This window comes from Variovorax sp. YR750, assembly GCF_900109805.1.
Taxonomy (GTDB): Bacteria; Pseudomonadota; Gammaproteobacteria; order Burkholderiales; family Burkholderiaceae_C; genus Variovorax; species Variovorax gossypii.
In genome coordinates this window covers 15,841-38,563 of record NZ_FOBJ01000021.1, presented here as the reverse complement: position 1 = coordinate 38,563, position 22,723 = coordinate 15,841, and the positions used below count along the sequence as shown (strand labels likewise).

General features: G+C 63.2%; 23 protein-coding genes and 1 pseudogene. 12 read left to right on the top strand and 12 right to left on the bottom strand.

What is annotated here, in order from left to right; translation table 11 throughout:
- Positions 1 to 101 precede the first annotated feature (101 nt).
- The gene (locus BMY35_RS33220) at positions 102 to 476 is read left to right on the top strand and encodes a nuclear transport factor 2 family protein (RefSeq protein WP_176947697.1); all 375 of its coding nucleotides are present in this window, start codon (positions 102 to 104) and stop codon (positions 474 to 476) included.
- A 378-nt stretch (positions 477 to 854) separates the two neighbouring features.
- Here the strand turns inward: BMY35_RS33220 and BMY35_RS38455 are convergent, their stop codons facing one another.
- The 4 genes and pseudogenes from BMY35_RS38455 to BMY35_RS38025 form a co-directional block, all read right to left on the bottom strand.
- Positions 855 to 1,031: a hypothetical protein gene (locus BMY35_RS38455; RefSeq protein ID WP_176947698.1), complete on the bottom strand. Its 177-nt coding sequence runs from the start codon at positions 1,029 to 1,031 to the stop codon at positions 855 to 857.
- A gap of 111 nt (positions 1,032 to 1,142) precedes the next feature.
- The gene (locus tag BMY35_RS33215) at positions 1,143 to 2,126 is read right to left on the bottom strand and encodes a GSU2403 family nucleotidyltransferase fold protein (protein ID WP_093208612.1); all 984 of its coding nucleotides are present in this window, start codon (positions 2,124 to 2,126) and stop codon (positions 1,143 to 1,145) included.
- 308 nt (positions 2,127 to 2,434) lie between these two features.
- Positions 2,435 to 3,496, bottom strand: a complete 1,062-nt coding sequence (locus BMY35_RS33210) for an ArdC family protein (RefSeq protein WP_256230331.1) — start codon at positions 3,494 to 3,496, stop codon at positions 2,435 to 2,437.
- Between the two features lie 310 nt (positions 3,497 to 3,806).
- Positions 3,807 to 3,917: pseudogene (locus BMY35_RS38025) on the bottom strand (XRE family transcriptional regulator); the annotation flags it as partial.
- Between the two features lie 1,287 nt (positions 3,918 to 5,204).
- On the opposite strand from BMY35_RS38025, the gene BMY35_RS33200 reads away from it, so the two are divergent.
- On the top strand, positions 5,205 to 6,020 hold the full coding sequence (locus BMY35_RS33200; RefSeq protein ID WP_256230329.1) for a type IV toxin-antitoxin system AbiEi family antitoxin domain-containing protein: 816 nt from the start codon (positions 5,205 to 5,207) through the stop codon (positions 6,018 to 6,020).
- Here the strand turns inward: BMY35_RS33200 and BMY35_RS33195 are convergent.
- Positions 6,017 to 6,970 carry a nucleotidyl transferase AbiEii/AbiGii toxin family protein gene (locus BMY35_RS33195; protein ID WP_256230327.1) on the bottom strand — a complete coding sequence of 318 codons (954 nt, stop codon included), beginning with the start codon at positions 6,968 to 6,970 and terminating at the stop codon, positions 6,017 to 6,019. The two genes, BMY35_RS33200 and BMY35_RS33195, sit on opposite strands and share 4 nt — an antisense overlap.
- A gap of 796 nt (positions 6,971 to 7,766) precedes the next feature.
- On the opposite strand from BMY35_RS33195, the gene BMY35_RS33185 reads away from it, so the two are divergent.
- On the top strand, positions 7,767 to 8,027 hold the full coding sequence (locus BMY35_RS33185; protein WP_093208604.1) for a hypothetical protein: 261 nt from the start codon (positions 7,767 to 7,769) through the stop codon (positions 8,025 to 8,027).
- 61 nt (positions 8,028 to 8,088) lie between these two features.
- Positions 8,089 to 9,498 (top strand): GAD-like domain-containing protein, encoded by a 1,410-nt coding sequence (locus BMY35_RS33180; protein ID WP_093208601.1) that lies wholly within the window; start codon positions 8,089 to 8,091, stop codon positions 9,496 to 9,498.
- 404 nt (positions 9,499 to 9,902) lie between these two features.
- On the opposite strand, the gene BMY35_RS33175 is transcribed toward BMY35_RS33180, so the two are convergent.
- Both BMY35_RS33175 and BMY35_RS33170 read right to left on the bottom strand, forming a co-directional pair.
- Positions 9,903 to 10,232 (bottom strand): DUF5615 family PIN-like protein, encoded by a 330-nt coding sequence (locus tag BMY35_RS33175; protein WP_177213762.1) that lies wholly within the window; start codon positions 10,230 to 10,232, stop codon positions 9,903 to 9,905.
- A complete protein-coding gene (locus BMY35_RS33170) occupies positions 10,229 to 11,191 on the bottom strand; it encodes a DUF433 domain-containing protein (RefSeq protein ID WP_093208599.1) in 963 nt (320 codons plus the stop codon). Before BMY35_RS33170 ends, BMY35_RS33175 begins: the two co-directional genes overlap by 4 nt.
- Before the next feature lie 34 nt (positions 11,192 to 11,225).
- Here BMY35_RS33170 and BMY35_RS33165 point away from each other — a divergent pair, with 34 nt between their 5' ends.
- The 5 genes from BMY35_RS33165 to BMY35_RS33150 all read left to right on the top strand — a co-directional run bounded on the left by BMY35_RS33165 (position 11,226) and on the right by BMY35_RS33150 (position 14,773).
- Positions 11,226 to 11,489: a type II toxin-antitoxin system ParD family antitoxin gene (locus BMY35_RS33165; protein WP_256230371.1), complete on the top strand. Its 264-nt coding sequence runs from the start codon at positions 11,226 to 11,228 to the stop codon at positions 11,487 to 11,489.
- Positions 11,486 to 11,833, top strand: coding sequence for a hypothetical protein (locus BMY35_RS33160; protein WP_093208594.1), 348 nt, complete (start codon positions 11,486 to 11,488; stop codon positions 11,831 to 11,833). Before BMY35_RS33165 ends, BMY35_RS33160 begins: the two co-directional genes overlap by 4 nt.
- A gap of 88 nt (positions 11,834 to 11,921) precedes the next feature.
- Positions 11,922 to 13,367 (top strand): IS1182 family transposase, encoded by a 1,446-nt coding sequence (locus BMY35_RS33155; RefSeq protein WP_093208592.1) that lies wholly within the window; start codon positions 11,922 to 11,924, stop codon positions 13,365 to 13,367.
- A 303-nt stretch (positions 13,368 to 13,670) separates the two neighbouring features.
- Positions 13,671 to 14,216, top strand: coding sequence for a hypothetical protein (locus BMY35_RS38020; RefSeq protein ID WP_126472302.1), 546 nt, complete (start codon positions 13,671 to 13,673; stop codon positions 14,214 to 14,216).
- A gap of 146 nt (positions 14,217 to 14,362) precedes the next feature.
- Positions 14,363 to 14,773, top strand: coding sequence for a hypothetical protein (locus BMY35_RS33150; RefSeq protein ID WP_093208590.1), 411 nt, complete (start codon positions 14,363 to 14,365; stop codon positions 14,771 to 14,773).
- 189 nt (positions 14,774 to 14,962) lie between these two features.
- On the opposite strand, the gene BMY35_RS33145 is transcribed toward BMY35_RS33150, so the two are convergent.
- A complete protein-coding gene (locus BMY35_RS33145; protein ID WP_093208587.1) occupies positions 14,963 to 15,832 on the bottom strand; it encodes a helix-turn-helix domain-containing protein in 870 nt (289 codons plus the stop codon).
- A gap of 186 nt (positions 15,833 to 16,018) precedes the next feature.
- On the opposite strand from BMY35_RS33145, the gene BMY35_RS33140 reads away from it, so the two are divergent.
- Genes BMY35_RS33140 through BMY35_RS33130 form a run of 3 tightly spaced genes read left to right on the top strand, consistent with a single transcriptional unit; the run spans position 16,019 to position 19,088 of the window.
- Positions 16,019 to 16,888, top strand: a complete 870-nt coding sequence (locus BMY35_RS33140) for a fumarylacetoacetate hydrolase family protein (RefSeq protein WP_093208584.1) — start codon at positions 16,019 to 16,021, stop codon at positions 16,886 to 16,888.
- A 10-nt stretch (positions 16,889 to 16,898) separates the two neighbouring features.
- On the top strand, positions 16,899 to 17,687 hold the full coding sequence (locus tag BMY35_RS33135; RefSeq protein WP_093208583.1) for an alpha/beta fold hydrolase: 789 nt from the start codon (positions 16,899 to 16,901) through the stop codon (positions 17,685 to 17,687).
- 60 nt (positions 17,688 to 17,747) lie between these two features.
- The gene (locus BMY35_RS33130) at positions 17,748 to 19,088 is read left to right on the top strand and encodes a metal-dependent hydrolase family protein (protein WP_093208580.1); all 1,341 of its coding nucleotides are present in this window, start codon (positions 17,748 to 17,750) and stop codon (positions 19,086 to 19,088) included.
- On the opposite strand, the gene BMY35_RS39145 is transcribed toward BMY35_RS33130, so the two are convergent.
- The 4 genes from BMY35_RS39145 to BMY35_RS33115 form a co-directional block, all read right to left on the bottom strand.
- On the bottom strand, positions 19,023 to 19,241 hold the full coding sequence (locus BMY35_RS39145; RefSeq protein ID WP_371287226.1) for a hypothetical protein: 219 nt from the start codon (positions 19,239 to 19,241) through the stop codon (positions 19,023 to 19,025). The genes BMY35_RS33130 and BMY35_RS39145 overlap by 66 nt on opposite strands.
- A 198-nt stretch (positions 19,242 to 19,439) precedes the next feature.
- Positions 19,440 to 19,976: a hypothetical protein gene (locus BMY35_RS33125; RefSeq protein WP_218153034.1), complete on the bottom strand. Its 537-nt coding sequence runs from the start codon at positions 19,974 to 19,976 to the stop codon at positions 19,440 to 19,442.
- Positions 19,977 to 20,302: 326 nt separating this feature from the next.
- A complete protein-coding gene (locus BMY35_RS33120) occupies positions 20,303 to 21,853 on the bottom strand; it encodes a bifunctional 3-(3-hydroxy-phenyl)propionate/3-hydroxycinnamic acid hydroxylase (RefSeq protein ID WP_256230321.1) in 1,551 nt (516 codons plus the stop codon).
- Complete coding sequence (locus tag BMY35_RS33115; protein WP_093208579.1) at positions 21,850 to 22,713, bottom strand: fumarylacetoacetate hydrolase family protein; 864 nt, start codon at positions 22,711 to 22,713, stop codon at positions 21,850 to 21,852. Before BMY35_RS33115 ends, BMY35_RS33120 begins: the two co-directional genes overlap by 4 nt.
- Positions 22,714 to 22,723 lie beyond the last annotated feature (10 nt).

Below are 22,723 nucleotides of genomic sequence, written 5' to 3'. Positions count from 1 at the left end.
ATCTATGTGTTCCTGTAATGGCTGCGATGACCGATTCGCAGTATCCGGCGGTGCGCAGATCTTTCACCATACGAGCCCTTCGACTATCCAAGAAGCCAGCAATGACCCAAACCCAAGCCATCGTCGCCTTGATCGAGGACTACTTCAATTTAGCCTATGAGCCCAAGAGCCGTGACTTCAACAAGATCTTTCACCCGAACTGTCTCATCCAGTGGGTTCAGGACAGTCAACTGAACACCATGTCGTCACCGGCCTATGCGGAGCTCATCAAAGGGAGGCCGAGTCCTCAATCGACTGGTGCGCCCAGAGATGAGGCAATTCTCTCCATGGAAAACATCTCGGACATTCTTTCGACAGCAACAGTGAGGGTACGGATCGGGACGAAGCTCTTCAACGACCACTTCGTCATGCATAAGATAGAGGGGCGCTGGTTGATAGCGACCAAGGCGTCCTTCGTCGTGCGTACGTTCGACTGAGAACAGCACCGATCGCCAGCGCCAATGGCACGCCACCGGCGCGTGGAGCGAGCGATGTCGCCAGAAAGATCGGCAAGCTCCTGCGCGTCGAAGCGGGAGGCAACTTTGCCAGCTTCACTCTGGGAAAGACGACGCCCATCGGTCTTCGGGGCGGCTGCGTCAGGTTTCTTGTGAATGCCAGTCTGGCGGCCAGCCCCACAACCCCGCAACCGCTGCAAGAACCGAAATGCATCGCCCCGAACTCAGCAAGGCGGCGCATCAAAGGCCTCAGCGCGGCATCAATCCGCCGGCCCCATCATCGCCTGCAGCCGTTCGATCACGCCGGGTCGACGAAGACGCAGGGCACATCGGGCGCCGGCGCAACGTGGACAACCTTGCTCAGGTCAAGTGCGCAAGCCACCTGGTGCGCCAGGCCTGCTCCGGCCGCACGGGGTCTTGGTCCACCGGCACGCCACTGCGGTCTGGGTCGCACTCGACCAGCGTGACGAAGCCCTCGTCGAACAGCTTTCGGTGCGCATCGCACAGGTTCCAGCCCGTCACGGTATGGCGCTTCATGCTCTGGCGCAGACGCCTGTCGAGCAGGAATCCATCTCGAATGCACGAACCGCATCTTCAGCGCGCCGATGCTCGGCAAGGGCCCTCTCGTTCACTGTATGCCATTGATGATCAACCATGCGCGAAGACGCGCTGCGCGATGCCCTCTACAGCGCGGCGGCACTCGACCGCTGGAGGCTTGGACACCACCCGATGGTCGGCGATCAACGAGTCCACCAGCACGGCCTGGCATTGCGCCACGTGAGGCTCCTGCATCGTCGCCGGTCGGGCTTCAGCGAGCGCGTGATTGATCATCGCAAAGAACTGCGGATCGAGCGTGCGCATCGTGGCCATCGTCCCGGTCTTGCCGATGACGACCTGCTCGAATTTGCCCGCATGCCGGATCTCCGTGGCCATCTCGGTGGCCAGGGTTCGCCAGTAGGCGTTCTCGGCCCAGCATTTCGAAAGCTCGCGCTGGCGGCCAAACTTGAATTCGACCAGGAAATAAGTTCGCTCGCCACTCGCTCCTGCGGGGGCAACTTCCACGATCGCATCGGCGGCCTGCCGCAGTTTCAGCAGCGCAGCCTTGATGGCACTCTCCGGGGCTTCGAGCAGCACCTGCAGGTGCTGCTTCGCGTCTTCGACGACGCTGCCGTGAACGGGCGAGGCAACCTCCTCGACTCGCACGCCCGAGGGCTGACCATACGCGAAGAGCGCCGATGTCCCCAACACCACACTGCCTTCCGAAAGGCCGGCGTCTTCGAGTTGGCGAAGCACCTCCACGACGGGGGTGGGGACGGCGCCGGCCCTGACCGCCTTGTTCATTCGCTCGCACGTCTCCACACTTTCCTTGAGCGTTCGAGCCCGCTGCTGCAATTGCGCCTTTTTCTGCTTGAACTCCTCGAACTCGCGCTCCGTCTCGGCACCTCGAGGACCGACATAGGTCACCTTCCCGTGCACCTTATGGGCAAGATACTCGTAGGAGCCGACCTTCTTCCAGAAGAGGCTGCCCTTCAGCCGCTGCGACTCCTTCCGCACGCGGGCGTACTCTCTGTACACCCTTGTGGCATCCAGGATCTGCTTAGCGGCAGTGTCGGAGGTTCGCGGCAGCTTCATTTGCACCTCCTAGATTTGGCACCGGTTTTGGGCCGATTTACTCCTTGGCCATTGCTTTTCTATAAAAAGGGGTAAATACCCCCGCTGAGGCACCTCCCTCATCACGCCATGGCGCGAAGATCGCGCTTGCTCGCCAGGTCTCTGCGCAGAAGACGACATGTCAGGAACGCCGAGTGGATTCAGGCAGACAGCCTCGGTGCGCGCACACCAGGCGTGAAGCATCCCGGCAAGGAGTCTGACCGCCACTGGCTCACGAAGATTCGTCCATGGGCGCCGCCCAATCGCAAGTCCAACGAGGTCCGGGCCCCTCAGCCATGGCCGAACGACTCGAGCGGATCCAGCCTCGGCATCGCCCTCGCCGCGATGAACGCGAAGGCCTCATTTGCATGGCGCGCGGCCGCGAAGATGGCGGTGGGATCGCTGCGCAGCAGCCGAAGCCACGCATCGAGACAGGCGACCGTATGCCCCTTCATGGCCGTACCGGGCAGGCTGCAATGGCCCATGAGGAAGATGCTGCCGAGCTCGGCCACCAGTTCCTCGAACGCCCAGGCCGCATCGCCCACCCGATGGCCGAAGCCGCGGTCCATCCGACTCGCATGACCACTCCAGTGCACCAGCGCGCGCAGCACGGCCGCGCAGTGGGCTTGCGCGCTCGCAAAGGTCGCGGGCCACGGCATCCGGATCTCGTCGGCCCCCGGCACGTACACCACATGCTCATAGCCGTAGCGCATGCGCGCATCGCAGCCGCACAGCAGACGCAGCGTGCGCTCGACAGGCAAACAAGACGACAGCGGCATCTCCTTCGTAGCGCAGCGCGCGAGGACTTCTGGGGGAAGCCCCTCGATCTGTGCGACGTTGAAGAGCCAGAATGGCTCGCACCGCAGTCCGCCTCGCGACAAAGCCCCATCCCCCGCGCCACGCTCGAACTGCGCGCACAGCACCGCCCGTTCGCCCCGGCGCACCTGGGCGCCAAGCCCGGCGGCCTGCCGGTAGGTGAGCCAGACGTTGGAGGCATAGCCCTGCGCGGCCAGGGCGTCCAGCAGCAACAGCACATTGACCCCGCGATACGGCACGCCCGTGTGCCCATTGCACGGCATTCCATGTGCCGCCGCGCGCGCCCACCGTTCGCGGAACACCGACTCCCCTCGCGCGAGCATCGCAGCGACCCGGTCGGACACAGCCCGTCGCACATCCATGTCGGCGCGTTGGCGAAACGTCCTCCCGGAGGACCATTGGCCCTTGCCTTCAGAACGGCCTGCTGGTGGTGAGCCCTCGGGGGGCACGGGGGGAACGCCCGCGGCAGTTCGGATGGCCACTGCGCGCAGAAACGGAATCGACGACGACATCGGCGATGAAGGAATGGCGTGCATGGCAGGGCCTTTCTGCGGGATGTGCCGCGGTGCGTGAACTGGACATCTGATCTGCTTTCGGAGCCGCCTCGACGCGGGGTCCGCGCGCGAACGGACCGATGTCCAGGGACCGCCCGGAAGCCGCAGCCGAGCAGTGCGAGGACCGGGTGAGGACGGTGGCAAAGCCCTCGCCCTGGATATCGGTCACAAGCGCGCGATGCGTCGGCAAGGAGGCGGCCCCGAAAGCAGATGTCCACATGCAGCACAGCCCACGACAGAAAGCGCATGCCACCACCCTTCCCCCGCGCCAGGAGGACCGCCAGCGCCCACCCTACTCCCTCAGCGTGTAAATCGCCGACAGGTACGACACCAGTCCCGAGTGGATGACCTCAATGCCGTGCAGCGCCGTGGTGTCGAACAGCAACGTATCCCCTGCCTTCACTATCAGTGGGACAGCGACCATGTCCTGCGCCTGGCCGAGGCAGACCCAAGAACGAGCGGCATGCTGCAGCCGGCCCCCGGGAGCACAGTTTCCTAGTCGGTCCCCAAGGTGGACTGCCTGGCGACTCTTCGCCAAAAGCGGGGCGCAGGTTGCGACATCGATCAGCACCACGCGTGCGCCCTATGTTGCGTCCCTTCACCTGCATCGGCCACACGAACGCCGCACCCTGCACCCGCGACACCGCACAGACCGACCTGAACGATGCAACATGGCCCCCGAAGAGCACGCTCACGGATCGTCGAGCAGAACTACCGGGACCTTGCCACACAAGGTCGTATCCGCATCAAGTCGAGAAGAGGGCCAGTAGTTCGAGACGATCTGGGCGATCGGCTGATTCGTCTCACCCGGGGAAGCAACTCCAACCCGAAGAAAAATCGGGGCAAGGCCTCGGGCGAAAGCCTTCTGGCACTGCCGCGCCGCGGGGCACGGCGACCATCTCCATCTCGGTCATCTGCTCGATCCGGGTGACGGGCATGATCCGAGCGGGCCGGCGCAACGGCACCATGCGCAAGGGGATGCGGCTCAGGAGGAATTCGCAGCCAATCACCAATGCCCCAGATTTCTCATACATAGCTCAGATTTTTTATAGAACCGACTCGTAGAGCAAATTTTTAAATACAAATCGAGGCCTGCCTTGCCTTGACCTCCGTTCTGAGACGCCTGAACTGCAATCGGGAGGTGGCCGAACCAGGCAAGAAGAATCTGTTCCGCCTCCAGGGACTCGGTGATGCCCCCTTGCTGTTGAATGCCACCGAAAATTGATCCTCTGAATGGAGTGACTATCCCGACGAGGGGAGCCACTCCAAATCCAGGGGCAGAGATCGGTGCAATCCAACGCCCCATGGCTGACGAGAAGGTGAAGCTCGCACACAAAGGCAGGAGGGCAGGAGGCTGAGATAGGCTCGAAAGCCTATAGGCTTTCGAGCCTATCTCATGCACTACCTCTTTGTCGATGCATTATTCGGGGGATTACCAGGGAAGCAGCTACGTCAAATGCGTCATCAATCGTTCATCGTGCTAATTGGCATATATGCCAATTAGCATATACATGCAGATCACCTTTGTCAACTGCCATAGGCAGTAACCTGCTTGACTTGCAATTCGTCCGCGAATTTGATATGCTACGTGGCATATATGCCACGTAGCACGGCAAACTCAGTCACCGATCGTTCTCGTCTCCAGATCGCCAAACCAGACATCCTGGCGTACTTCGCGGCACGCCCTCCCGTGATCAGACCCAAGCAGATGATGGGCATTCTTGCGCGCGAGCGAGCGGATTGGCGTCTGGCTCAACGCACAACCCTTAGCGATTTCATCGCCTTCCTCAAGAAGCAAGGCAAGCTTCGGGAACACAGGTTCGCATTCCCCCATCAAGCGGAGACGCTGTATGTCTGGGGGGATCTGCCAACGATGGAACTGCTGCTTCATTTGAAACCGCGCAGCTACTACAGCCACTACACCGCCATGCGGCTCCATGGCTTGACGGAACAGGTTCCGAAGGTTCTCTGTCTCAGCCACGAGCGATCCAGCGACACGCAGTGGAGCACCCCTCTCACCCAGTCGGCGATTGACGACGCGTTTCAGCAGCCGGCCCGCATCAGCAACAATTCCGTCGATTTCAAGAACTGGCAGGTGCTGTTGATCAACAGTGCCAACACGGGCGAGTTGGGCGTGCTGGAACACGAGGCCCAGCTGAGTTCGGAGAGCCGCGTGAGCGTGCCGGCCACCAGCATCGAGCGCACATTGATCGATGCAGCCGTGCGGCCCGCATACTGTGGCGGAGTGTTCGAGGTGGCCAAGGCCTTCGAACTGGCGAAGGACGTTGTTTCGGTGAACACGATGGGCGCGATGCTGGGTAAGCTGCGGTTCACCTACCCCTATCACCAGGCCATCGGCTTTTATCTGGAGCGTGCGGGCTACCGTGCCAGTTCGCTGGACCTGATGCGCCGGTTTCCAATGGAGTTTGATTTCTATCTCACCCACGAGATGAGCGCGACCAGGTACGTGCAGGCTTGGCGGCTGCACGTACCCGAAGGCTTTTAGGCCGGCGCCGCGCGGGCCTTAGCCAAGACATCGTTGGCCAGCTTCACAACATAGTCCACATAGAAATCAAACTCCTGCAGGTCGAAGTCTCGGCTGACGGTGGCCTTCACCGAAGGGAAGCCCTGGCGGTGGAACTCGCGATAGCTGTTGATATTGCCGAGCCAGTCCAGGTCGACATGCTTGAGTTTGAACATCTGGCGTGTGATGTCCAGGGCCTTGGGCGAGAGCATGTCCAGTGCCAGTCCTTCAACCAGGGTGTGGATGTCGAGAAAGTCGCGGGCGCGCTGCGAACCAGCGCGGTTGTTGCGCTTGACGACAGGGGCGTACTCGTTCATCTGCTGGCAGATGGCTCGCAGCTTTTCACAGGCGATCATCAGCGGCGAATACACGTAGATGCGGTAGCCATCCAGCTCGGTGGATTCCTTGTCATCGACGTACTCGAAGCGACTGATGTCGATGAAGAACTTGCGGCCCTGCCCAATGCTGAGCGCTGCGTTCCTCAGCCTCGGAAGTTCGTTTTTCAGCGCCGCAAACTGGGCATGCGGCACCAGCTTGAACTCGACGCCGTAGCCACCCCAGAAGCCGGCGAGATCCGGGCTGACTTCGGCCGGCCGCTCCTCCATCTTGAGATCAAAGGGTTCGTAGCCCGCAAGCCGAAATGTGCGTTGCAATGCAAGCTCAATGCGGTCCTGCACGGCTTCGGGCTCATCCGGAAAATCATGGCGCATCGAGAAGTCGAGGTCGACAGATTCACGCGAGGTCAACTTGTGGATAAGGGCCATCGCGTTGCCACCTTTCAGCACCAGCTGATCCATGAGGTCGTCGTCGGAAAACATGGCCATGACAGCCAGTTTCTTGATCTGATCAAGGGTAATGTGTTCGTCGTTTTTCTTGACGCGCGCGCTCTTTGCCATGTTCTTCCAGTACTGGCCAAGGTGGTCCTGGAGCATTCTCGGCCGCTATACCTGAGCGCGGCTTTTCCTCCAGCTTGCCGGGTTGATGTTGCCATATGCAAGCGATCCCAAGAAGCGTCGGCAGCCGAATCGCCCGAGCAGGCGGAGACGACGCAGACACGAAAGGTGACACACATGAGTCGCGGCAATCGATCGATGAGCACGTTGAACATTTCCTTTGTTCCACACATTCAAATCCTTCGTGGACGAGCAAGTCCAAAACGCGCATCCGATACCAGTAGCGAACACACGCGCGAGCTGTTCCGCAAGGCTCAGGAGCCCCTACATCTTCGCGACTCGCTGCTCGGCAGAGCCGCCTAGGTAACCGGCCAATGCAGCCTACTTCAAGGCATTACGCAGCCGGGGACGTGCCGCGGATAAACCAAGGACCACCGCACGCAAACCCACAGATTCCATCATTGAGCACGATCTGGACGAAAATGCAGCACATGCTGCGCTGGGCTCCATCGACGCTTTGGAAGAGGCCTATGCGCACATTGCGCGCCCCCCTTCCACCGGCTCACCGCGGTACGCACCTGGCGTTCTACGTTAAGCGCGGCACCATATCGACGCGTGGAGCATCGAAAGCCATTGATCGCTCGGCCCGCCGTATCGCTTCACATCGAGGAAAGCAGCAAACAATGCCTGCCTCATCTCGGCAAGTGCAGTGCCGCATGGCCACCCACGACGAGGAGAACACGCGTCGGGTGGCGTCAGCCGATTGACGGCCTCGTGACCCCTTGGCTACATTGCTTCAGCACAGGAACCTTGGGGAGATGCGTTGGTCGGAAATTTGTACTACGCCCTCATCGGCACCGCTGTCGCGGTATTCGTAGGCAACCTGATAACGACGGTGATCGTGCTGCGCAGCGACTTCTACTCGCCACAACAAAAAGGACTTCAGCTGGCCCTGGTATGGCTGATCCCCGTGATCGGCGCGGCATGCTGCGTGAGCTTTGCAGCCGTTCACAGGCGCTCGATCCCCAGCCCTCAGCTAAGATTTCCCGAGGGCGAATCCTTCAACCTGCCCGGCGGTGAGGCCAACAGCCTCTGAGCCTGGCGCTCGCCGGCCATGGCAGGCCTCGCGGCCCCTCCCTTCTTCGTCATCCAAGCCCATGTTCGGTCGCATCAAGCTCCATCCATTCATCAAGGCAAACCCTCCGCATGCCAGCTGCGTGCCAGCGACGAAGGATTTGCTGGGCCGATACGAGGGGCGGCTGCCCGTCGCACTGCTCGAGCTGTGGCGCAAGCACGGCCTGGGACTCTACGGCCGCCGGCAGATCTGCTTGATCGACCCGGATGCCTGGCAATCCACACTCGATCGGTGGATCGTCTCGCTGCCCAGTGCCACCGTGCGCGTGCCCATTGCGCTCACGCCGTTCGGCACGCTCCTCTTCTACAGAAAGCTCACGGCCACGGACGAGGACGTCTCGACGCTGAACCCCGTGAGCCGCAGCACCCGCGTCCTGAGCTGGAGCCTGGCGGACTTGTTCAATGGCGTTCTGAGCGATCCAGGCCAGGTCGATGAGTTCATCCGTCCGGCCATGCTCGACGCCGGACGGCAACAAGCCGGTGCCCTGAGCGCCGGCGAGGCCTACCATGTCGATCCGATGCTTCTGTCCATGCAGATGCTGAAGATCGTCAGGACGGACGCGCTCGCACTTCACCAGCAGTTGCGTGCACAGGTCGACCGCGAGCAGGCCCCGCCGGCACCAGCGCCCAACAGCGTTTCCGCGGCCCTGCCCGAGGAATACCGCTGCGCCTTCAGAGATGTGGAAAGAAAAGACGGCCACCCGAGCGGGCTCTACCTGTCAACCTACATCGACTGGCGCCGGCTCCTTGCACTGCAGGCGGATGGCAGCTATCAGTTGCTCTTCTGGAAGAACGACCACAAGACCGGCGAGCCCTCGGGCATACGGCACTACAGCGGGCACTATCGGGCGATTGAAACAGAGGGAGGCGACTGCCTGCTGCGGCTCGACCTGGTGTTCACGCGCAACTCGCTGGGCAGCGATGTCAATGACGACGCGCTGTACCTGATGCAAGGCCGTGCGGGTCCTCTGCTGCTGCAGGCCTGCCGCCTCGAGGACATGGCGACGGCCATCGGCGGGCGCGCGACGATGGGCAGTTCGGAGCACTACTTCCGGCCCACGCGGCTGGCCGATCCGTTTCCCGGTGAGGACTCCGACGGGATGGCCGCTCCCGCGTTCGAGGACCTGCCCGCCGCGTTGCAGGCATTGGTGCATCGCGAGCCGCTGCGGGCCACGATCGTCGAAGTCGGTGCCGCCCCCACCGACCCGGACGACTCCACCGTGATGGTCTGGGTGGACCTGGGCAGCGAGGACGGCCTGCGGATGAACATGCCGCTGATTTCACCCAAGAGCAGCCCGCGTGCGCTGCACGGCTGGGTGTGGGAGGTGAGCCCGAGGCGTTGTGGCATCGGCATCGAGGTGGAGCGCGACGAGACCGGGGCCATCGTCAACGGACCTCAGGCAGGCGACGTGCTCGTCACCCGGGCCGACTGAAGCGCGCGAGCCAACCGGCAAGACCGAAACGAGAAGAGGAAGGGGAAAGCGGACTCGCTGACGCCTCCCCGAAGAACCCCTCTTTTCGTTGGCCGAATCGAGGCTGTCCCGGCCCATGCAGAACGCTTGCTTGCGCACCTGAGCAGTCGCATCGATGAACTGCTTTCGCGCAATTGAATGGATCCAGATGGGGCTCGCGTGTCTTCAGCGAAGCCCCTTCGCCCGGGTGGAGGCTGGCAAGGCCCGTACATACAGCACCGAGTCGACCTACCCGGCTCGCTCTCCGAAGTTGTGGATGCCCCCACAAAAAGCGGCTCCGAGGCCACGCTAGGTCAGTTCGGGCGAGATGTACCGCGACACCTCTGCTTCATCGCCATCCAGCGTGACTTCGATGACGGTGTTGATCAGATCTTTGTCGTCCCGATCTCCTCAAGGGCAACCTCGAAAAGCTGGGCCAGCGTCGTGCGGTCGCGTTGCGCCGGATGACAGTTCAAGCACACCAAGCCGGGATGAATCTGCTCCTTGGTGGTATGGCCGCCCCGACTCCTTTCACCGCGAAAGTCTTTGCTGTTGTTTGTGACCAGGACCATGTTGCCGTTGATGGCCAGCAGCGCCAGGTTCCAGTCCTTCAGCCCTGCTTTCCCGACCCAAGGAACGAAGCTCGCCGCATGCCCTCGCGCCTCGGCGATCTTGACCAACTCCGGCGGCAGGCACTCGTCGATCAGGAACCTCATCGGGCGCCGAGCTTCACCCGCTTGGACGACACCGTTTTCCAGCCCGGATTGAGATCACCAAACGACTTCGGTCGGCCGCGTTGCGGATGCGTCTTCACCCATAGCGGCGCCGCTTCGACCATCTCGTCGGTCAGCGTCGGGAAAGACTCTCGAATGACCTTTTTGCTCTCTCCGGAAGCGATCCACGTGGCGACGGTCCGAACCGGCACACGCGTGCCAACGAACACGGGTTCACCGCCCATGGTTGCCTCGTCCGAATTCACCAGCGCTTCCGCCTTGGCCAGCACCGCTGCCCGATGTGCCGTCTCCTCGGCAAGACCTTTCAGGTTGACGCAGATCACGTCGTCGATCGAAACCGTCCAGTTCAGCGTGGAGACATTGGCAGACTGCTTGTCCGCAAGGACGGCGAGAGATTTTCCGATGCGCTCAGCGAGCTCGCCCATGACCTTTTTACGAGCGTCCTTCGTCAAAGCCGCACTCTCGTGGAAGTAGAACGAACCAAGCACGCAGACGAATGTATCGAACCTACGAGCCGCCCTGGCGGCTTCAAGCAACAAGGGCGGCAGCAGTTCCTCGTCAACGAGCCGATGGATGTCGCGCTCGTCGACGTTGGCGATGAAAGCAGCTTCCGTAGCGCTGCTCTGACGCATGACCATTTCAGTCATTGCGGGTTTCCAAAAATTGTTCCGATACATCGGATTATTTATTAGAAGCTGAGTCTTGGCAAATTGAAGCACCTCGCGGGACGCGATGCCGAGGTCGCTCAAGTCAAGCGGCCCGTACGCCTGCGACAGGGAGGGAGCGCGATGATCCGAGCACAGGACGCCTTCCGCAACACTGGCATCGCATGCACAGGCCACCCATCGCCGTGCCAGCCGGCATTGCACAGCACGAAACTCCGCCGTCGACCAACGCGCGCCAAGCCAGGCCGGCCAATCCTCTATGGCAAGGCTTGCCATGGCACGGTAGAGTGCATCGCATGACGATGATGAAATTTCCCTTCCGGATGAGATGAAGGCGTTTGTCGAAGCACAGGTCGCGGAACGTCGCTATGGCAATGTCAGCGAATACGTGCGCGACCTGATCCGCCGGGACCTGGAGCGCGAGCAACTCCGAACAGCCCTCCTTGCCGGACTTGAATCCGGACCCTCCGACGAATGGACTGCCGTGCACTTCGACGCGTTGCGCGCCGAGATCGCCCATGCCGGATCGGCGCAGGCCAGTTCGTCGATGACGCACCGCAGGAGCAAGAGATGAGTGACACCGTTGTCCTCTACCGCCCTACCGGACCTGAGGAGATCGCACTCGTGCGGCAGAGTGGATTTACCAAATGGCCGCCACGCCTGCCGGAGCAGCCCATCTTCTACCCCGTCACCAACGAGCAGTACGCAATCGACATCGCCAGCGATTGGAATGTCAAGGCAAGCGGATATGGTTGCGTGACGCGATTCCATGTGCGCAAGGCTTTCATGGACCGCTACGAGATTCAGAAAGTAGGTGGTGACCACCATACGGAATGGTGGATCCCCGCCGAGGACCTCGACGAACTCAATGAGAACATCGTGGGCGCTATCGAAGTGATTCGGGAATTCAGGGCCTGAGCAGCGGCAAATCTCGGCCGAGGCTGTGTGGAAACACCCTCGATGGTCACCTATATTGAGCCAACCCGTCTGAACAAGGTGGTGGCTCATGAGGCGATTCGAGAGCGAGGACCGGCGGCAAGTGACCTTGATGCCAGAGTGCCTGGACGACTATATCGGCGAAGACAACCCGGTGCGAGTCGTGGATGCCTTCGTCGGGGAGCTTGATCTGCACGCGTTGGGCTTCCAAGGTGTCGAGCCAGCAGCAACCGGACGACCTTCGTACCACCCATCGGTGCTGCTTAAGCTCTACATCTACGGCTATCTAAACCGCATTCAGTCGAGCCGGCGCCTGGAGCGCGAAGCGCAGCGCAACGTGGAACTGATGTGGCTCACCGGCCGATTGGCGCCTGACTTCAAGACTATCGCAGACTTCCGTCGGCACAACGGCCAGGGCATCCGCAACGCGTGCCGTCAATTCATCATCCTGTGCCGCGAGCTCAAGCTGTTCACCAGCGCTGTGGTGGCCATCGATGGCAGCAAGTTCAAGGCAGTCAACAGTCGAGACCGCAACTTCACACCCGGCAAGATCGACGGGCGCCAGAAGCAGATCGAGCAGAGCATCCAGCGTTACCTAGACGCCCTGGAGACGGCCGATCGCACCCAGCCTGCCGAGGTTGAAGCCAAGACCGAGCGACTGCAGGACAAGATCAAGAAGCTGCGCAATCAGATGAAGCAGCTCGACGACACCCGAGAAGAGCTGAAGGACGAGCCCGACGGCCAACGCTCGCTCACTGACCCTGACGCGCGCTCGATGAACTCACAGGCCACGGGCTCGGGCCTGGTGGGCTACAACGTGCAGGCGGCGGTCGATGCGAAGCACCACTTGATCGTGGCGCACGAGGTGACCAACGTCGGCAACGACCGCGCGCAGCTGAGCAAGATGGCCAACGCTGCGCGCGAAGCGATGAACAAAACCAAGCTGCAAGCACTTGCTGATCGCGGCTACTTCAACGGCACGGAACTCAAGGCTTGTGAGGATGCGGGCATCGCGGCCTACGTGCCCAAGCCGATGACCTCCGGCGCCAAGGCGGACGGTCGCTTCGACAAGAGCGACTTCATCTACATCGCGAAGGACGACGAGTACCTATGCCCAGCAGGACAACGGGCCATCTTCAGGTTCAGCACTGTGGAGAAGAGCGGCCTGCATGCACGCCTATATTGGACCAGCGCCTGCCCCAGTTGCCCGCTGAAGCCTCAGTGCACACCCAGTGCCTATCGGCGAGTGCGGCGATGGGAGCACGAAGCGGTGCTCGAGCGCGCGCAGCAGCGACTGGATCGCAAGCCTGATGCAATGACGTTACGACGGCGCACCGTCGAGCACGTCTTCGGCACGCTCAAACACTGGATGGGTTCGACCCACTTCCTCACCAAAACGCTGGCGAACGTGGGCACTGAGATGAGCCTGCACGTGCTGGCCTACAACATGAAGCGGGTGATCTCGATACTGGGCATGAGCAGAACGATGAAGGCGATGAGATTGATCGGGGCATGAGCCCCCTTTGCTTGCCTTCTTGCCCCTCGGGCGTGCCACGCTGCGCGTCCAGCGGCCCACAACAACTGGATGAATCAGTCGCTGGTTCGGCATACTCGCAAGTCAGGCCGTTTCCACACAGCCTCGGCCAGGACCGGACATTGAGAGCAAGCTGATATACAAGGACTAGCCGCCTGTCGCCGGCCGAAATTCCTCCAGCTTCGGATCGAAGCATTCAACCCGAAAGAATTTAGTAGGTGCGATGTGTTCTACGTTGAATCCGATGTGCTCCGCCTCCTACATGAGGTTCCATATTTCCGTTTCATGAAGCCGCAAGCGGCGCTTCGATTCTGGACAAGACTGCGAGACGATGGGCGGGAGTTGGCTTCGCTTCTCTGTCAATTTCCGTTGGTGAAGTATGAGCCGCTCGATACGCTATATGCATGCGCAAAAGCGGCCAGCGCACTGGACGAAAAACTTGTAGCCGATCTGTCTACTCATTATTCGTGGCAGGGCGTCGTTGAAGCATCCTTTCTTGCTGCGCTCCGACCTCACGCTGCCTATGCAAGCCATCTACGACGGGCTCGCGACAGCGTGCCCCACAACGGATGGATCGTCGATTTGGCTCTGAGTGAGGTGCGCGGTTCAGCTTGTGAGCGGCATCTGGAGCATCAGAAAGTCATTCGAGAACTGCGCGAAATCATCGAGAGAATCCCGGAGCAGCCCACTGCCCTGAGACGTGGACCAACGACAGGCGAATTGCTTCAATTGCAATCTTCCACCGTCGCAGTTGCCAATGCCTACAAAGAGGGCGGCGTGGCACAAGCAAAAGCCGCCCTAGATGCGTCGCCTTGGCGCGACTTTCTCTAGACGGCGTACCACGCGAGATGGCGCACTCTCCCAAGCCGGTCGCCCCGGGGGTTTGTGCGTATAGTGAATCTTGCATTGGGGTGGCATGAACGACTACAGGCGGCCACGAGCAGTCATACGATTTCAACGCTCAAAATCTATCAAGCATGCTCACGGACATCCTGATTGCCTCGACTGGCGATGCACCCGAAATTCTTTCCGCTGCTTCTGGTAGCTGGCCTCGCTTGCAGTTCAACTCTTTGGACAACATGGCGCTCGCCGGACTTTGGTCCGCTCTCGGCGGAACTGGCGCGGTGGATTTTGAGGGTGAGAAGTACCTCCTTGCGCACACGGAGGAGCGATGGGTCTTTGAATTTCCGCAGGACTTCGTGCAAAGGCTTTCTGCGGTGCAGTCCGGCGCCGTCGCGGAAGTCGCAATGTCCTGGGCCAAACACGATGAACTGGTGCATATGGGCGCCGACGGCCCTGGCGTTGAGCCGGTCGTAGAGGCGATGAGCGGATTTGCTCGGCAGGCGATTGGTCAGGGCAAGAGCCTCCTGCTGTTTATGTGCCTCTAGCGACAAATCTGCTCACGGCCAGCAGCCGTCGTTCGTGTCGCGACGGGCAATGGCCGCTTCGGACGCGAAGGCAGCCACCCGCGCACAGACGCCCACATTGATGCTGCTTGGTGTTTGTTCAGCGATTCACGGCGATGGGGCGTTTGACTTTGATCCGGTGGCAGGCCACGCCGCAGCGCCTCCACGTGCCTAGGACGGCTGGCCTTCACGCGGTATTCCCGTGACAGTGACTGGCGAAGGCGCACGTGTGGCCCGCTTGAAAATCGAGGGCGAAATCCCGGTGTGTTCCTTGAAGAAGCGCGAAAAGTTGCCAGGCGCTGAAAACCCCAGGTCGAGCGCCACGTCCGTGAGTTCGCCGCCTTCACTGACGCGCCGCATCGCCTCCTCGACCCTCACCCCGCTCCAGAACACCTGCGGCGTCGTGTGCAACTGGTCTCGAAACAAGGCAAAGAAGTGCGCGCGCGAAAGGCCGACCTTGGCCGCGATCTCGTCGATGGTCGTTTTCTCGGACACATGGGCACGCATGTGGGCGATGGCGGCGCGCAGGCGATGGTCCAGCGCAACGCCGATGCCGCCCGCAACGGGCGCATCAACGCCGCCGGCCGTGGAGGCCGCGATGGCCGCCTCCAGCAAGCGCTCGACTTCCTGGTCGATCCGCTCGCGTCCGCTGCCCGCGGAGATCATCAGGTCCAGTACGCGCCAGCATGAACGGCGCAGCGCAGCCCCGATGGGCACGCGCGGCGAGGGAAACCGGAAGCTGCGGTCCTTCGCCTGGCCAAGCTCGTCGAGCCACTCCTTCTTGATCATGAAGACGATGAACAGGCTCGAGCCGCTGTCGTCCAGGCGAACCATGTCGTGCGCCTCGAACGCGTTCACGCCCAGCGCCACGCTTTCGCTGTAGGGCACGGTTTCCGCGCCGACATGCGCGCACGCGCGCGCTCCGCCCAGCCAAAGGGCGAGCTGCGTCTCCGAGTGCGCGTGCGACACCAGATTGGCGCTCGCCTCCAGGACGATCGCCGTGCCGAACGCGCCTTCGTGAAGTGCATAGGCTTCCTGCATCTGCGTGCTTCATCGAGGTGGTTTGCGGCGATTGTTCCTCCCCCGCCCCCTGGCCGGCATGGCGCCCCCGGGTAAGTCCTTAGGAGCACACCAGACGATTTGATATGCCGCCGGACCGGCCGATAAGCGGGGTCGGCTCGCAATTTCTAGAGTTACCGCATCGCTGGAACACAGGAGCAACTCTTCATGCGAATCGCCACTTTCACGAGCGAAGGCCACCGCAAGGTCGGCCTCGTCTCCACCGACGGAAAGACCGTCACCCCACTGCAGCTCACGCAGGCCCAGGCCGAGGGCGGCGTGCTGACGCTGATCGAGTCGCTGGCCGATGGCGGCTCGCTTCCGGAGGTCGCCGGTCCCGCCATCGACTTGGACAGCGTGGTGCTCGACGCGCCGCTGCCCAAGCCGCGCCGCAACCTCTGGTGCGTGGGGCGCAACTACCATGCGCACGCCAAGGAGTTGGCAACCTCGGTGTTCAAGGACAACGCGGCCAGGACCGACGAATGGCCCATCGTCTTCACCAAGGTACCCGAGTGCGTCGTGGGCCCGCACGACGACGTGTTCGTGCCTTCCGAGGTGTCCACGCAGATCGACTACGAAGCCGAGCTGGCCGTCGTGATCGGCAAGGGCGGCAAGAACATCACACGCGCCGCCGCGATGTCGCATGTGTTTGGCTACACGGTCGTCAACGACGTGACCGCGCGCGATGTGCAGGTGCGCCACGGGCAGTGGGACATGGGCAAGTCCTTCGACACCTTCTGCCCGATGGGGCCGTGGATCGTCACCGCCGACGAGTTCGACGGCACCAGGACGCGCGTGCGCTGCTGGGTCAACGGCGAGCTGCGCCAGGACGGCCCGACCGAGAACATGATCTTCGACATCCCCACGCTGATCGAGACCATCTCGCGCGGCATCACGCTCTACCCCGGCGACGTCATCGCGACCGGCACGCCGGCGGGTGTGGGCATGGGCATGAGCCCGCCGCGTTACCTGCGCGCCGGCGACGTCGTGCGTGTGGAGATCGACCGGCTCGGCGCCATCGAGAACAAGTTCGTCTGAGGGGCTGTGCATGACCACTCAAGTACTGAACGATCTGAGCGTCGAAATCGACGGTGACGGCGAGGCACTGCTGTGCATCCACGGGCTCGGCGGCTCCTCGAACGCCTGGACGCCCGTGTTGTCGGCGCTCGGCGGTTTTCGGCGCATCCGGCCCGATCTGCCGGGCAGCGCAAGGTCACCGCTGCCCGCGGACGGCAAGGCATTGTCGATCGAGCGCTACGTGGACGCGATGGTGAGCCTGCTCTCTGTGCTCGACATCGGCAAGGTGCATGTGATGGCGCACTCGATGGGCACGATCGTCGCCCAACATCTGGCGCTGCGCCGCCCCGGGACGGTGAGATCGCTGGCACTCTTCGGGCCGCTGGCTGCGCCCTCGGATGCCGCGCGCCCCAGCATCGCAGCCCGTGCCCACGCGGCGCGCGGCAGCGCGGCGGCCATGCAGGAGATCGCCGATGCCATCGTGAAGGGCGCGACCAGCGCACAGACGAAGGAGTTGCAGCCGGCGGTGCTCGCGCTGGTGCGAGAGAGCGTGATGCGCCAGTCGCCCGAGGGCTACGCGCAGAGCTGTGCGGCGCTGGCCGATGCGCAGCCGGCCGCGCTCGAACGCCTTGACGTCCCGACGCTGCTGGTCACCGGCGACCAGGACGGTGTGGCCCCGCCGGCCAGCGTCCGCGCCATGCAGGAACGCATCGCCGGCAGCCGCCTCGTCGTGCTCGACGGATGCGGCCACTGGACGACTTTCGAGCAGCCGCAGCGCTGCACGCAAGAGCTCGAAGCCTTCTACGCGGCACTGCACTGAGGCGGCGCCGGATTCCATTCGACCACCCATGGCCGGCCGTACAGGCCGAAGGAGACAACGATGACCCGTATTGCATTCACCAATGTCCGCATCTTCGACGGCTCGGGCGAAGACCCCTACACCGGCGATCTGCTCGTGGAAGGAAAGCGCATCGTCGAAGTGGCGCGCCTTCCCAAGCGCGTGAGCACCGACGACGCGCGCGTGATCGACGGCAAGGGCCGCTTCCTCATGCCGGGCATGACCGAGGCCCACACGCATTTCTCGTGGAACGACCAGCCGTCTCTCGCGGCCATTCAGTTCATGCCGCCCGAAGAGCACATGCTCTGGTGCGTGCGCGTGGCCAAACGCTACCTCGACATGGGCTGGACCTGCGCGATCGGCGCGGCTGCGGCCAAGCCGCGCCTGGACGTGGTCCTGCGCAACGCCATCGATGCGGGCGAGTTCCCCGGCCCGCGCTACCTGGCCGGCAGCCAGGAGATCACCACCATCGGCGCGCTGGGCGACAACACGCTGCCACACATGAAGTTCGAAGAACTCAGTTTCGGCAGCGTCTGCAGCGGCCCCGAGGAGATCCGAAGATCGGCCCGCACCTTCATCAAGTACGGCGTCGATCACCTGAAAATCAATCTGTCGGGCGAGTACATCGCCGGCCTGCCCGCGGAAATGTCGCCGTTTGCGGAAGACGAGGTCGCCATGCTGGCGCAGGAAGCCAAGCGCTACGGCAAGCGCATGGCCGCGCACGCGCGCTCCAGCGAATCGGTCAAGCAGTGCGTGCGCCACGGCATCGAGATGGTCTACCACGCCAGCTTTGCCGATTCGGAAGCGCTGGACATGCTCGAGGCGGCCAAGGACCGGCACTTTGTCGCGCCGGGCATCGGCTGGCTCATCCGCACCACCTACAACGCGGCCGAGTACGGCATCACGGAAGCCGTCGCCACTCAGATGGGATACAAGCGCGAGCTGGAAATCGCCTCGGCTTCGCTGCGCGAGATGCACAGGCGCGGCATTCGCATCCTGCCGGGCGGCGACTACGGCTTTGCCTGGATGCCGCACGGCACCAATGCCAACGACCTCCAGTACTTTGTCGACTACATCGGCATGACACCGAAGGAGGCGCTGATGGCCGCGACACGGCTGGGTGGCGAGATCATGCAACGTCCCGATGAATTGGGACAGCTGAAAGCGGGATTTCTCGCAGACATCGTCCTGATCGATGGCGACCCGCTGCAGGACCTGTCGCTGCTGACGGACCCGGCGAAGGTGCAGCTGGTGATGAAGGACGGCGTGGTCCACAAGGACTGCGCCACGCCCGTGCCGCCGCATGCCGCGCTGCATCTAGCAGGCGCCGACACACCGCTGCAGGAACAGGGCGTCAAGGAAGCCTTGGCAGAGATGCACTGACCCACCAGGTTCCGCTGCTCGTTGACAGGTCGCGGCGGGCAGCAGCAGCGCCCGCTCGGACGGGATTGCGTCTGACCCGAAGGGCAACAAGTCATCCCATCCATGCGGGGCCACGGTGTGGAGTGGGCTGACAGCCTTCAGGCCGGCTCCCACACATGTCGCATGTTCCGGCCAGGTAGACACCCCCTCTTGGAGCGAGCGCAACGGGGAGACAACTTGACCAAGACTCTTCAGGAGCTGTGATGCACAGTCGCTTGGTTCGTCGCCTCCCAGCGCAGTTCTGGCATCAGCGTCGTCAATGCAACTGGCGCCCGCAGGCCGTTCTGCGAACGCCGCAGGCGAAGCCCGCGGTCAATCTCCCTCCAGCTGCGTCTCCAGCTTTTTCGCGACGGCACTGTAGTGCCGTGCCGAAGCGGTATTCTTCTGCCCGGCATAGTGCGCGCTGACCGCGCGTGCCGCGCGCAAGGCGGCCTCGAAGCCATCGTGCCGCTCCTGCCATTCGGTGTCGCGCGTCCCGATGTCTCCAGCAACGAACCGCCCCACCCGAAAGCCGCCCTCCAGATCGACGGCACCGATCACCGGGATGCCGTCGCGCAATTCGCCGTAGAACGCATAGCCCGCATTCGCACCGACGCGGGTGCGGAGCATGCCGATCCCGGATGCCTTGCCGGATTGGCAGCTTCCGCTCCAGTAGGTAGGCGCCGCGCCCAGCGAGGCCGGTGCCACGAAGCGACACCCTGTCGCGGGGTCCTGCGACCATCTCATGTCGGGGTTCTGGCCGGCCGCCAGCATGGGCGCCAACGACAGGGCGAGCGCCATGACCGTGGCAGCACGAAGTCCGATGCGTGAGCCCTGTGAACCCTCTTTGCGCGAAATGCTGCATCCCATGGCGTGGCATCCTTCCCGTTGGAACCTGTGGACCTGCCGCCGGCGAATGGCGGGCGTGAGCAACGGGAGATTCTCCTACGGCTTCATCCTTCAACAGAAAGGCCGTGCGCCCTGCCTCACGAGGATTCCCTTGAGGGCTCCTTGTTCGTCGCAGTCTTTGCCCGGCTGGCGCCCGAATGCACGCCGGGCTGGCAGCGATGGCTGTCGCGCGGCCTGCATGCCATCGACACCCCCATGCGGTGGAACACGCGAACGAACCGGGGCACTCGCCGCAACAGGGCGTCCCTCGCGCCTCGGCCTCCTCTTTCGCTCACTGCGCGATGCTCTCACGCAATGCAGGCCGACGCTCCAAGAGCCGCCGCAGCCTCCTCGCACAGGGCAGCCGCTTCGGCGGCGGTCCCGGCCACGCCATAGACGTAGTTGTCAGGCCGCAGGAGCGCGGCGACACACCCGTGCCGTTGGAACCAGTGGGCCGCAACACCCTCCACATCGTCCGCGCTGCCGAGCGCGACCACGGTGAGGCCAGGTATCGAAGCGTCACCAGCCCGCTCGACGCCCGGTGCAAGCACGAGCCGCCAGCCATGACCTGCCAGCTCGTCCATGCGCTGGCGGGCTCCCGCTGCACCAGTCAGCCACGGTTGGGGAAACAGGCCGCCGCGTGCCGCGCTGGCTTGCCCCGACAGGAACCCGTCTTCCAGGCGCGGCAGGATGTCCTGGCGGGGCGTGTCCTGCACCTGGCCTGCGCACTCCTCCAGCAGGCGAGCATCGCGCGCTCTGGCCTTGGCCACGTCCCGCTCGCAGATGACGGCTCCCACGCCCTTGATGCGGCTGGTGAGCTCGCGCACGTGGGCCCGGCGTTCCGTGCCATAGCTGTCGAGCAGCGCCTCGCCAGCGTCGCCCCACACCTCGCCTTGCAGCACGGCCGCGAGCTTCCAGCTCAGGTTGGCCACATCACGCACGCCCTGGCACATGCCCTGTCCAAGGAAAGGCGGCTGCATGTGCGCAGCGTCTCCGGCCAGGAAGACGCGCCCATGGCGCCACTGCTGGGCAACAAGCGCATGGAAGCGGTAGCTCGCCTGGCGCCACAGCTGACCGTCGTCGGGCGTGAGCCAACGCGACAGCAACTGCCAGGTGTGCTCGGCCGTGGCGACCTGCACGGGGTCTTCGCCCGGCAGGATCGAGATCTCCCAGCGACGATGGTTCTTCGGACCGATCACCAGGGTGCACGGGCGCTGCGGCTCGCAGTACTGCACGCTCACCTTCGGCAGCTTGGCAAGGCCGCGCTCGTTGACCAGCACATCGACCACCAGCCAGGGCTCGTCGAAGTCCAGGTCCTGCATCTCGATGCCCAGTTGGGTGCGCACGCCGCTGCTGCCCCCGTCGCAGGCCATGCAGTAGCGCGCACGCACGGCGCGAGCCTGTCCCCCGGAGCCGATCTGCAGCATGACGCCTTCCGGGTCCTGCGCGAGCGCGCCCATCTCCACGCCCAGGTCCACCGTCACGTTGGGCAACTGCGCCACGCGCGCGCGCAGTGCCCGCTCCACGGGCGGCTGCGTGAACACCATGGAAGGCGTGTACCCCTGCGGATAGGGAGGCGCCACCATGGTCATGCGCCGGATCAGCTGACCGTCGGCGCCGAGGTACTCGGAGTTGGTGAACGGCTCGATGTAAGGCTCGACAGCCTCGACCACGCCCAGCTGCTGGAACACGCGCATGATCTCGTGGTCCAGCGAGATGGCACGGGGAATCTGGTGGACATCCGGCATGCGCTCGCACACGTAGACCTTGAATCCTCGCTGTCCCAACAGCCCTGCGGCCACCTGCCCCACCGGGCCGTATCCGACGATCGCGACGTCGTAGATGTCGCTCGTGCTCACGCCGCCTCATCCGCAATGGGGTTGGAGAGAAGGCCGACGCCATCGATCTCTATCTCGATGGTGTCGCCCGCGCGCATCCATACGGGTGGAGTGCGCGCCTGGCCCACGCCGGCGGGCGTGCCCATCACGATCACGTCGCCCGGCTCCAGGGTCAGCACCTGTGCCAGCAAGGCGATGGTCTCGGCGACGCTGAAGATCATGTCGTCGGTATTGGCGTCCTGCATCACCTGGCCATTCAGGCGGCTCTGGATGCGCAGGCCCGCGGCGCCCGGCGCCAATTCGTCGGCGGTGACCAGCACGGGTCCGAAGCCGCCGGTGCGGTCGAAGTTCTTGCCGATGGTCCATTGGGGCGTGCGCTTCTGGTAATCGCGCACGCTCATGTCGTTGAAGCAGCTGTAGCCGAAGACATAAGCCAGCGCCTGGGCCTGGGGCGTGTGCCGAGGCACCTTGCGGCCGATCACCACCGCCAGTTCGGCCTCGTAGTCGAAGCGTGTCGACACCTTGGGCAACCATCCGGCCTCCCCATGGGCCAACAGCGACGAGGGCGCACGAAAGAAGAACCAGGGGTAGTCGGGCTTCTCGCGACCGCCTTCCTTGGCGTGATCGTAGTAGTTGAGGCCCAGGCAGACGATCTTGCCGGGCTCGGGCACCAGCGGCGCCAACCTCGCGCCTTCAAGGGGCTGACGCTGACCCGATCTCAGTGCTTGCCGCGCCGCGGCCTGCAGGTCGACGCCGGCGCTCAGCGCGGCGCGCAGGTCGGCCGGCACCAGCGCGTCGGCATCGTTCAGATCGATCAGGTCCTGGGCGTCGACAAGGGCCAGGCGCGGTGCGCCTTGGCGCAGGTAGGTGGTGAATTTCATCGGGATGTCA

Excerpts from the sequence above, each read along its gene's own strand:
- BMY35_RS33220 (WP_176947697.1), top strand. The coding sequence starts at position 102 with ATGACCCAAACCCAAGCCATCGTCGCCTTGATCGAGGACTACTTCAAT.
- BMY35_RS38455 (WP_176947698.1), bottom strand. The coding sequence starts at position 1,031 with ATGAAGCGCCATACCGTGACGGGCTGGAACCTGTGCGATGCGCACCGA.
- BMY35_RS33215 (WP_093208612.1), bottom strand. The coding sequence starts at position 2,126 with ATGAAGCTGCCGCGAACCTCCGACACTGCCGCTAAGCAGATCCTGGAT.
- BMY35_RS33210 (WP_256230331.1), bottom strand. The coding sequence starts at position 3,496 with ATGCACGCCATTCCTTCATCGCCGATGTCGTCGTCGATTCCGTTTCTG.
- BMY35_RS33195 (WP_256230327.1), bottom strand. The coding sequence starts at position 6,970 with ATGCTCCAGGACCACCTTGGCCAGTACTGGAAGAACATGGCAAAGAGC.
- BMY35_RS33180 (WP_093208601.1), top strand. The coding sequence starts at position 8,089 with ATGTTCGGTCGCATCAAGCTCCATCCATTCATCAAGGCAAACCCTCCG.
- BMY35_RS33175 (WP_177213762.1), bottom strand. The coding sequence starts at position 10,232 with ATGAGGTTCCTGATCGACGAGTGCCTGCCGCCGGAGTTGGTCAAGATC.
- BMY35_RS33170 (WP_093208599.1), bottom strand. The coding sequence starts at position 11,191 with ATGGCAAGCCTTGCCATAGAGGATTGGCCGGCCTGGCTTGGCGCGCGT.
- BMY35_RS33160 (WP_093208594.1), top strand. The coding sequence starts at position 11,486 with ATGAGTGACACCGTTGTCCTCTACCGCCCTACCGGACCTGAGGAGATC.
- BMY35_RS33155 (WP_093208592.1), top strand. The coding sequence starts at position 11,922 with ATGAGGCGATTCGAGAGCGAGGACCGGCGGCAAGTGACCTTGATGCCA.
- BMY35_RS38020 (WP_126472302.1), top strand. The coding sequence starts at position 13,671 with ATGAAGCCGCAAGCGGCGCTTCGATTCTGGACAAGACTGCGAGACGAT.
- BMY35_RS33150 (WP_093208590.1), top strand. The coding sequence starts at position 14,363 with ATGCTCACGGACATCCTGATTGCCTCGACTGGCGATGCACCCGAAATT.
- BMY35_RS33145 (WP_093208587.1), bottom strand. The coding sequence starts at position 15,832 with ATGCAGGAAGCCTATGCACTTCACGAAGGCGCGTTCGGCACGGCGATC.
- BMY35_RS33140 (WP_093208584.1), top strand. The coding sequence starts at position 16,019 with ATGCGAATCGCCACTTTCACGAGCGAAGGCCACCGCAAGGTCGGCCTC.
- BMY35_RS33135 (WP_093208583.1), top strand. The coding sequence starts at position 16,899 with ATGACCACTCAAGTACTGAACGATCTGAGCGTCGAAATCGACGGTGAC.
- BMY35_RS33130 (WP_093208580.1), top strand. The coding sequence starts at position 17,748 with ATGACCCGTATTGCATTCACCAATGTCCGCATCTTCGACGGCTCGGGC.
- BMY35_RS33125 (WP_218153034.1), bottom strand. The coding sequence starts at position 19,976 with ATGGGATGCAGCATTTCGCGCAAAGAGGGTTCACAGGGCTCACGCATC.
- BMY35_RS33115 (WP_093208579.1), bottom strand. The coding sequence starts at position 22,713 with ATGAAATTCACCACCTACCTGCGCCAAGGCGCACCGCGCCTGGCCCTT.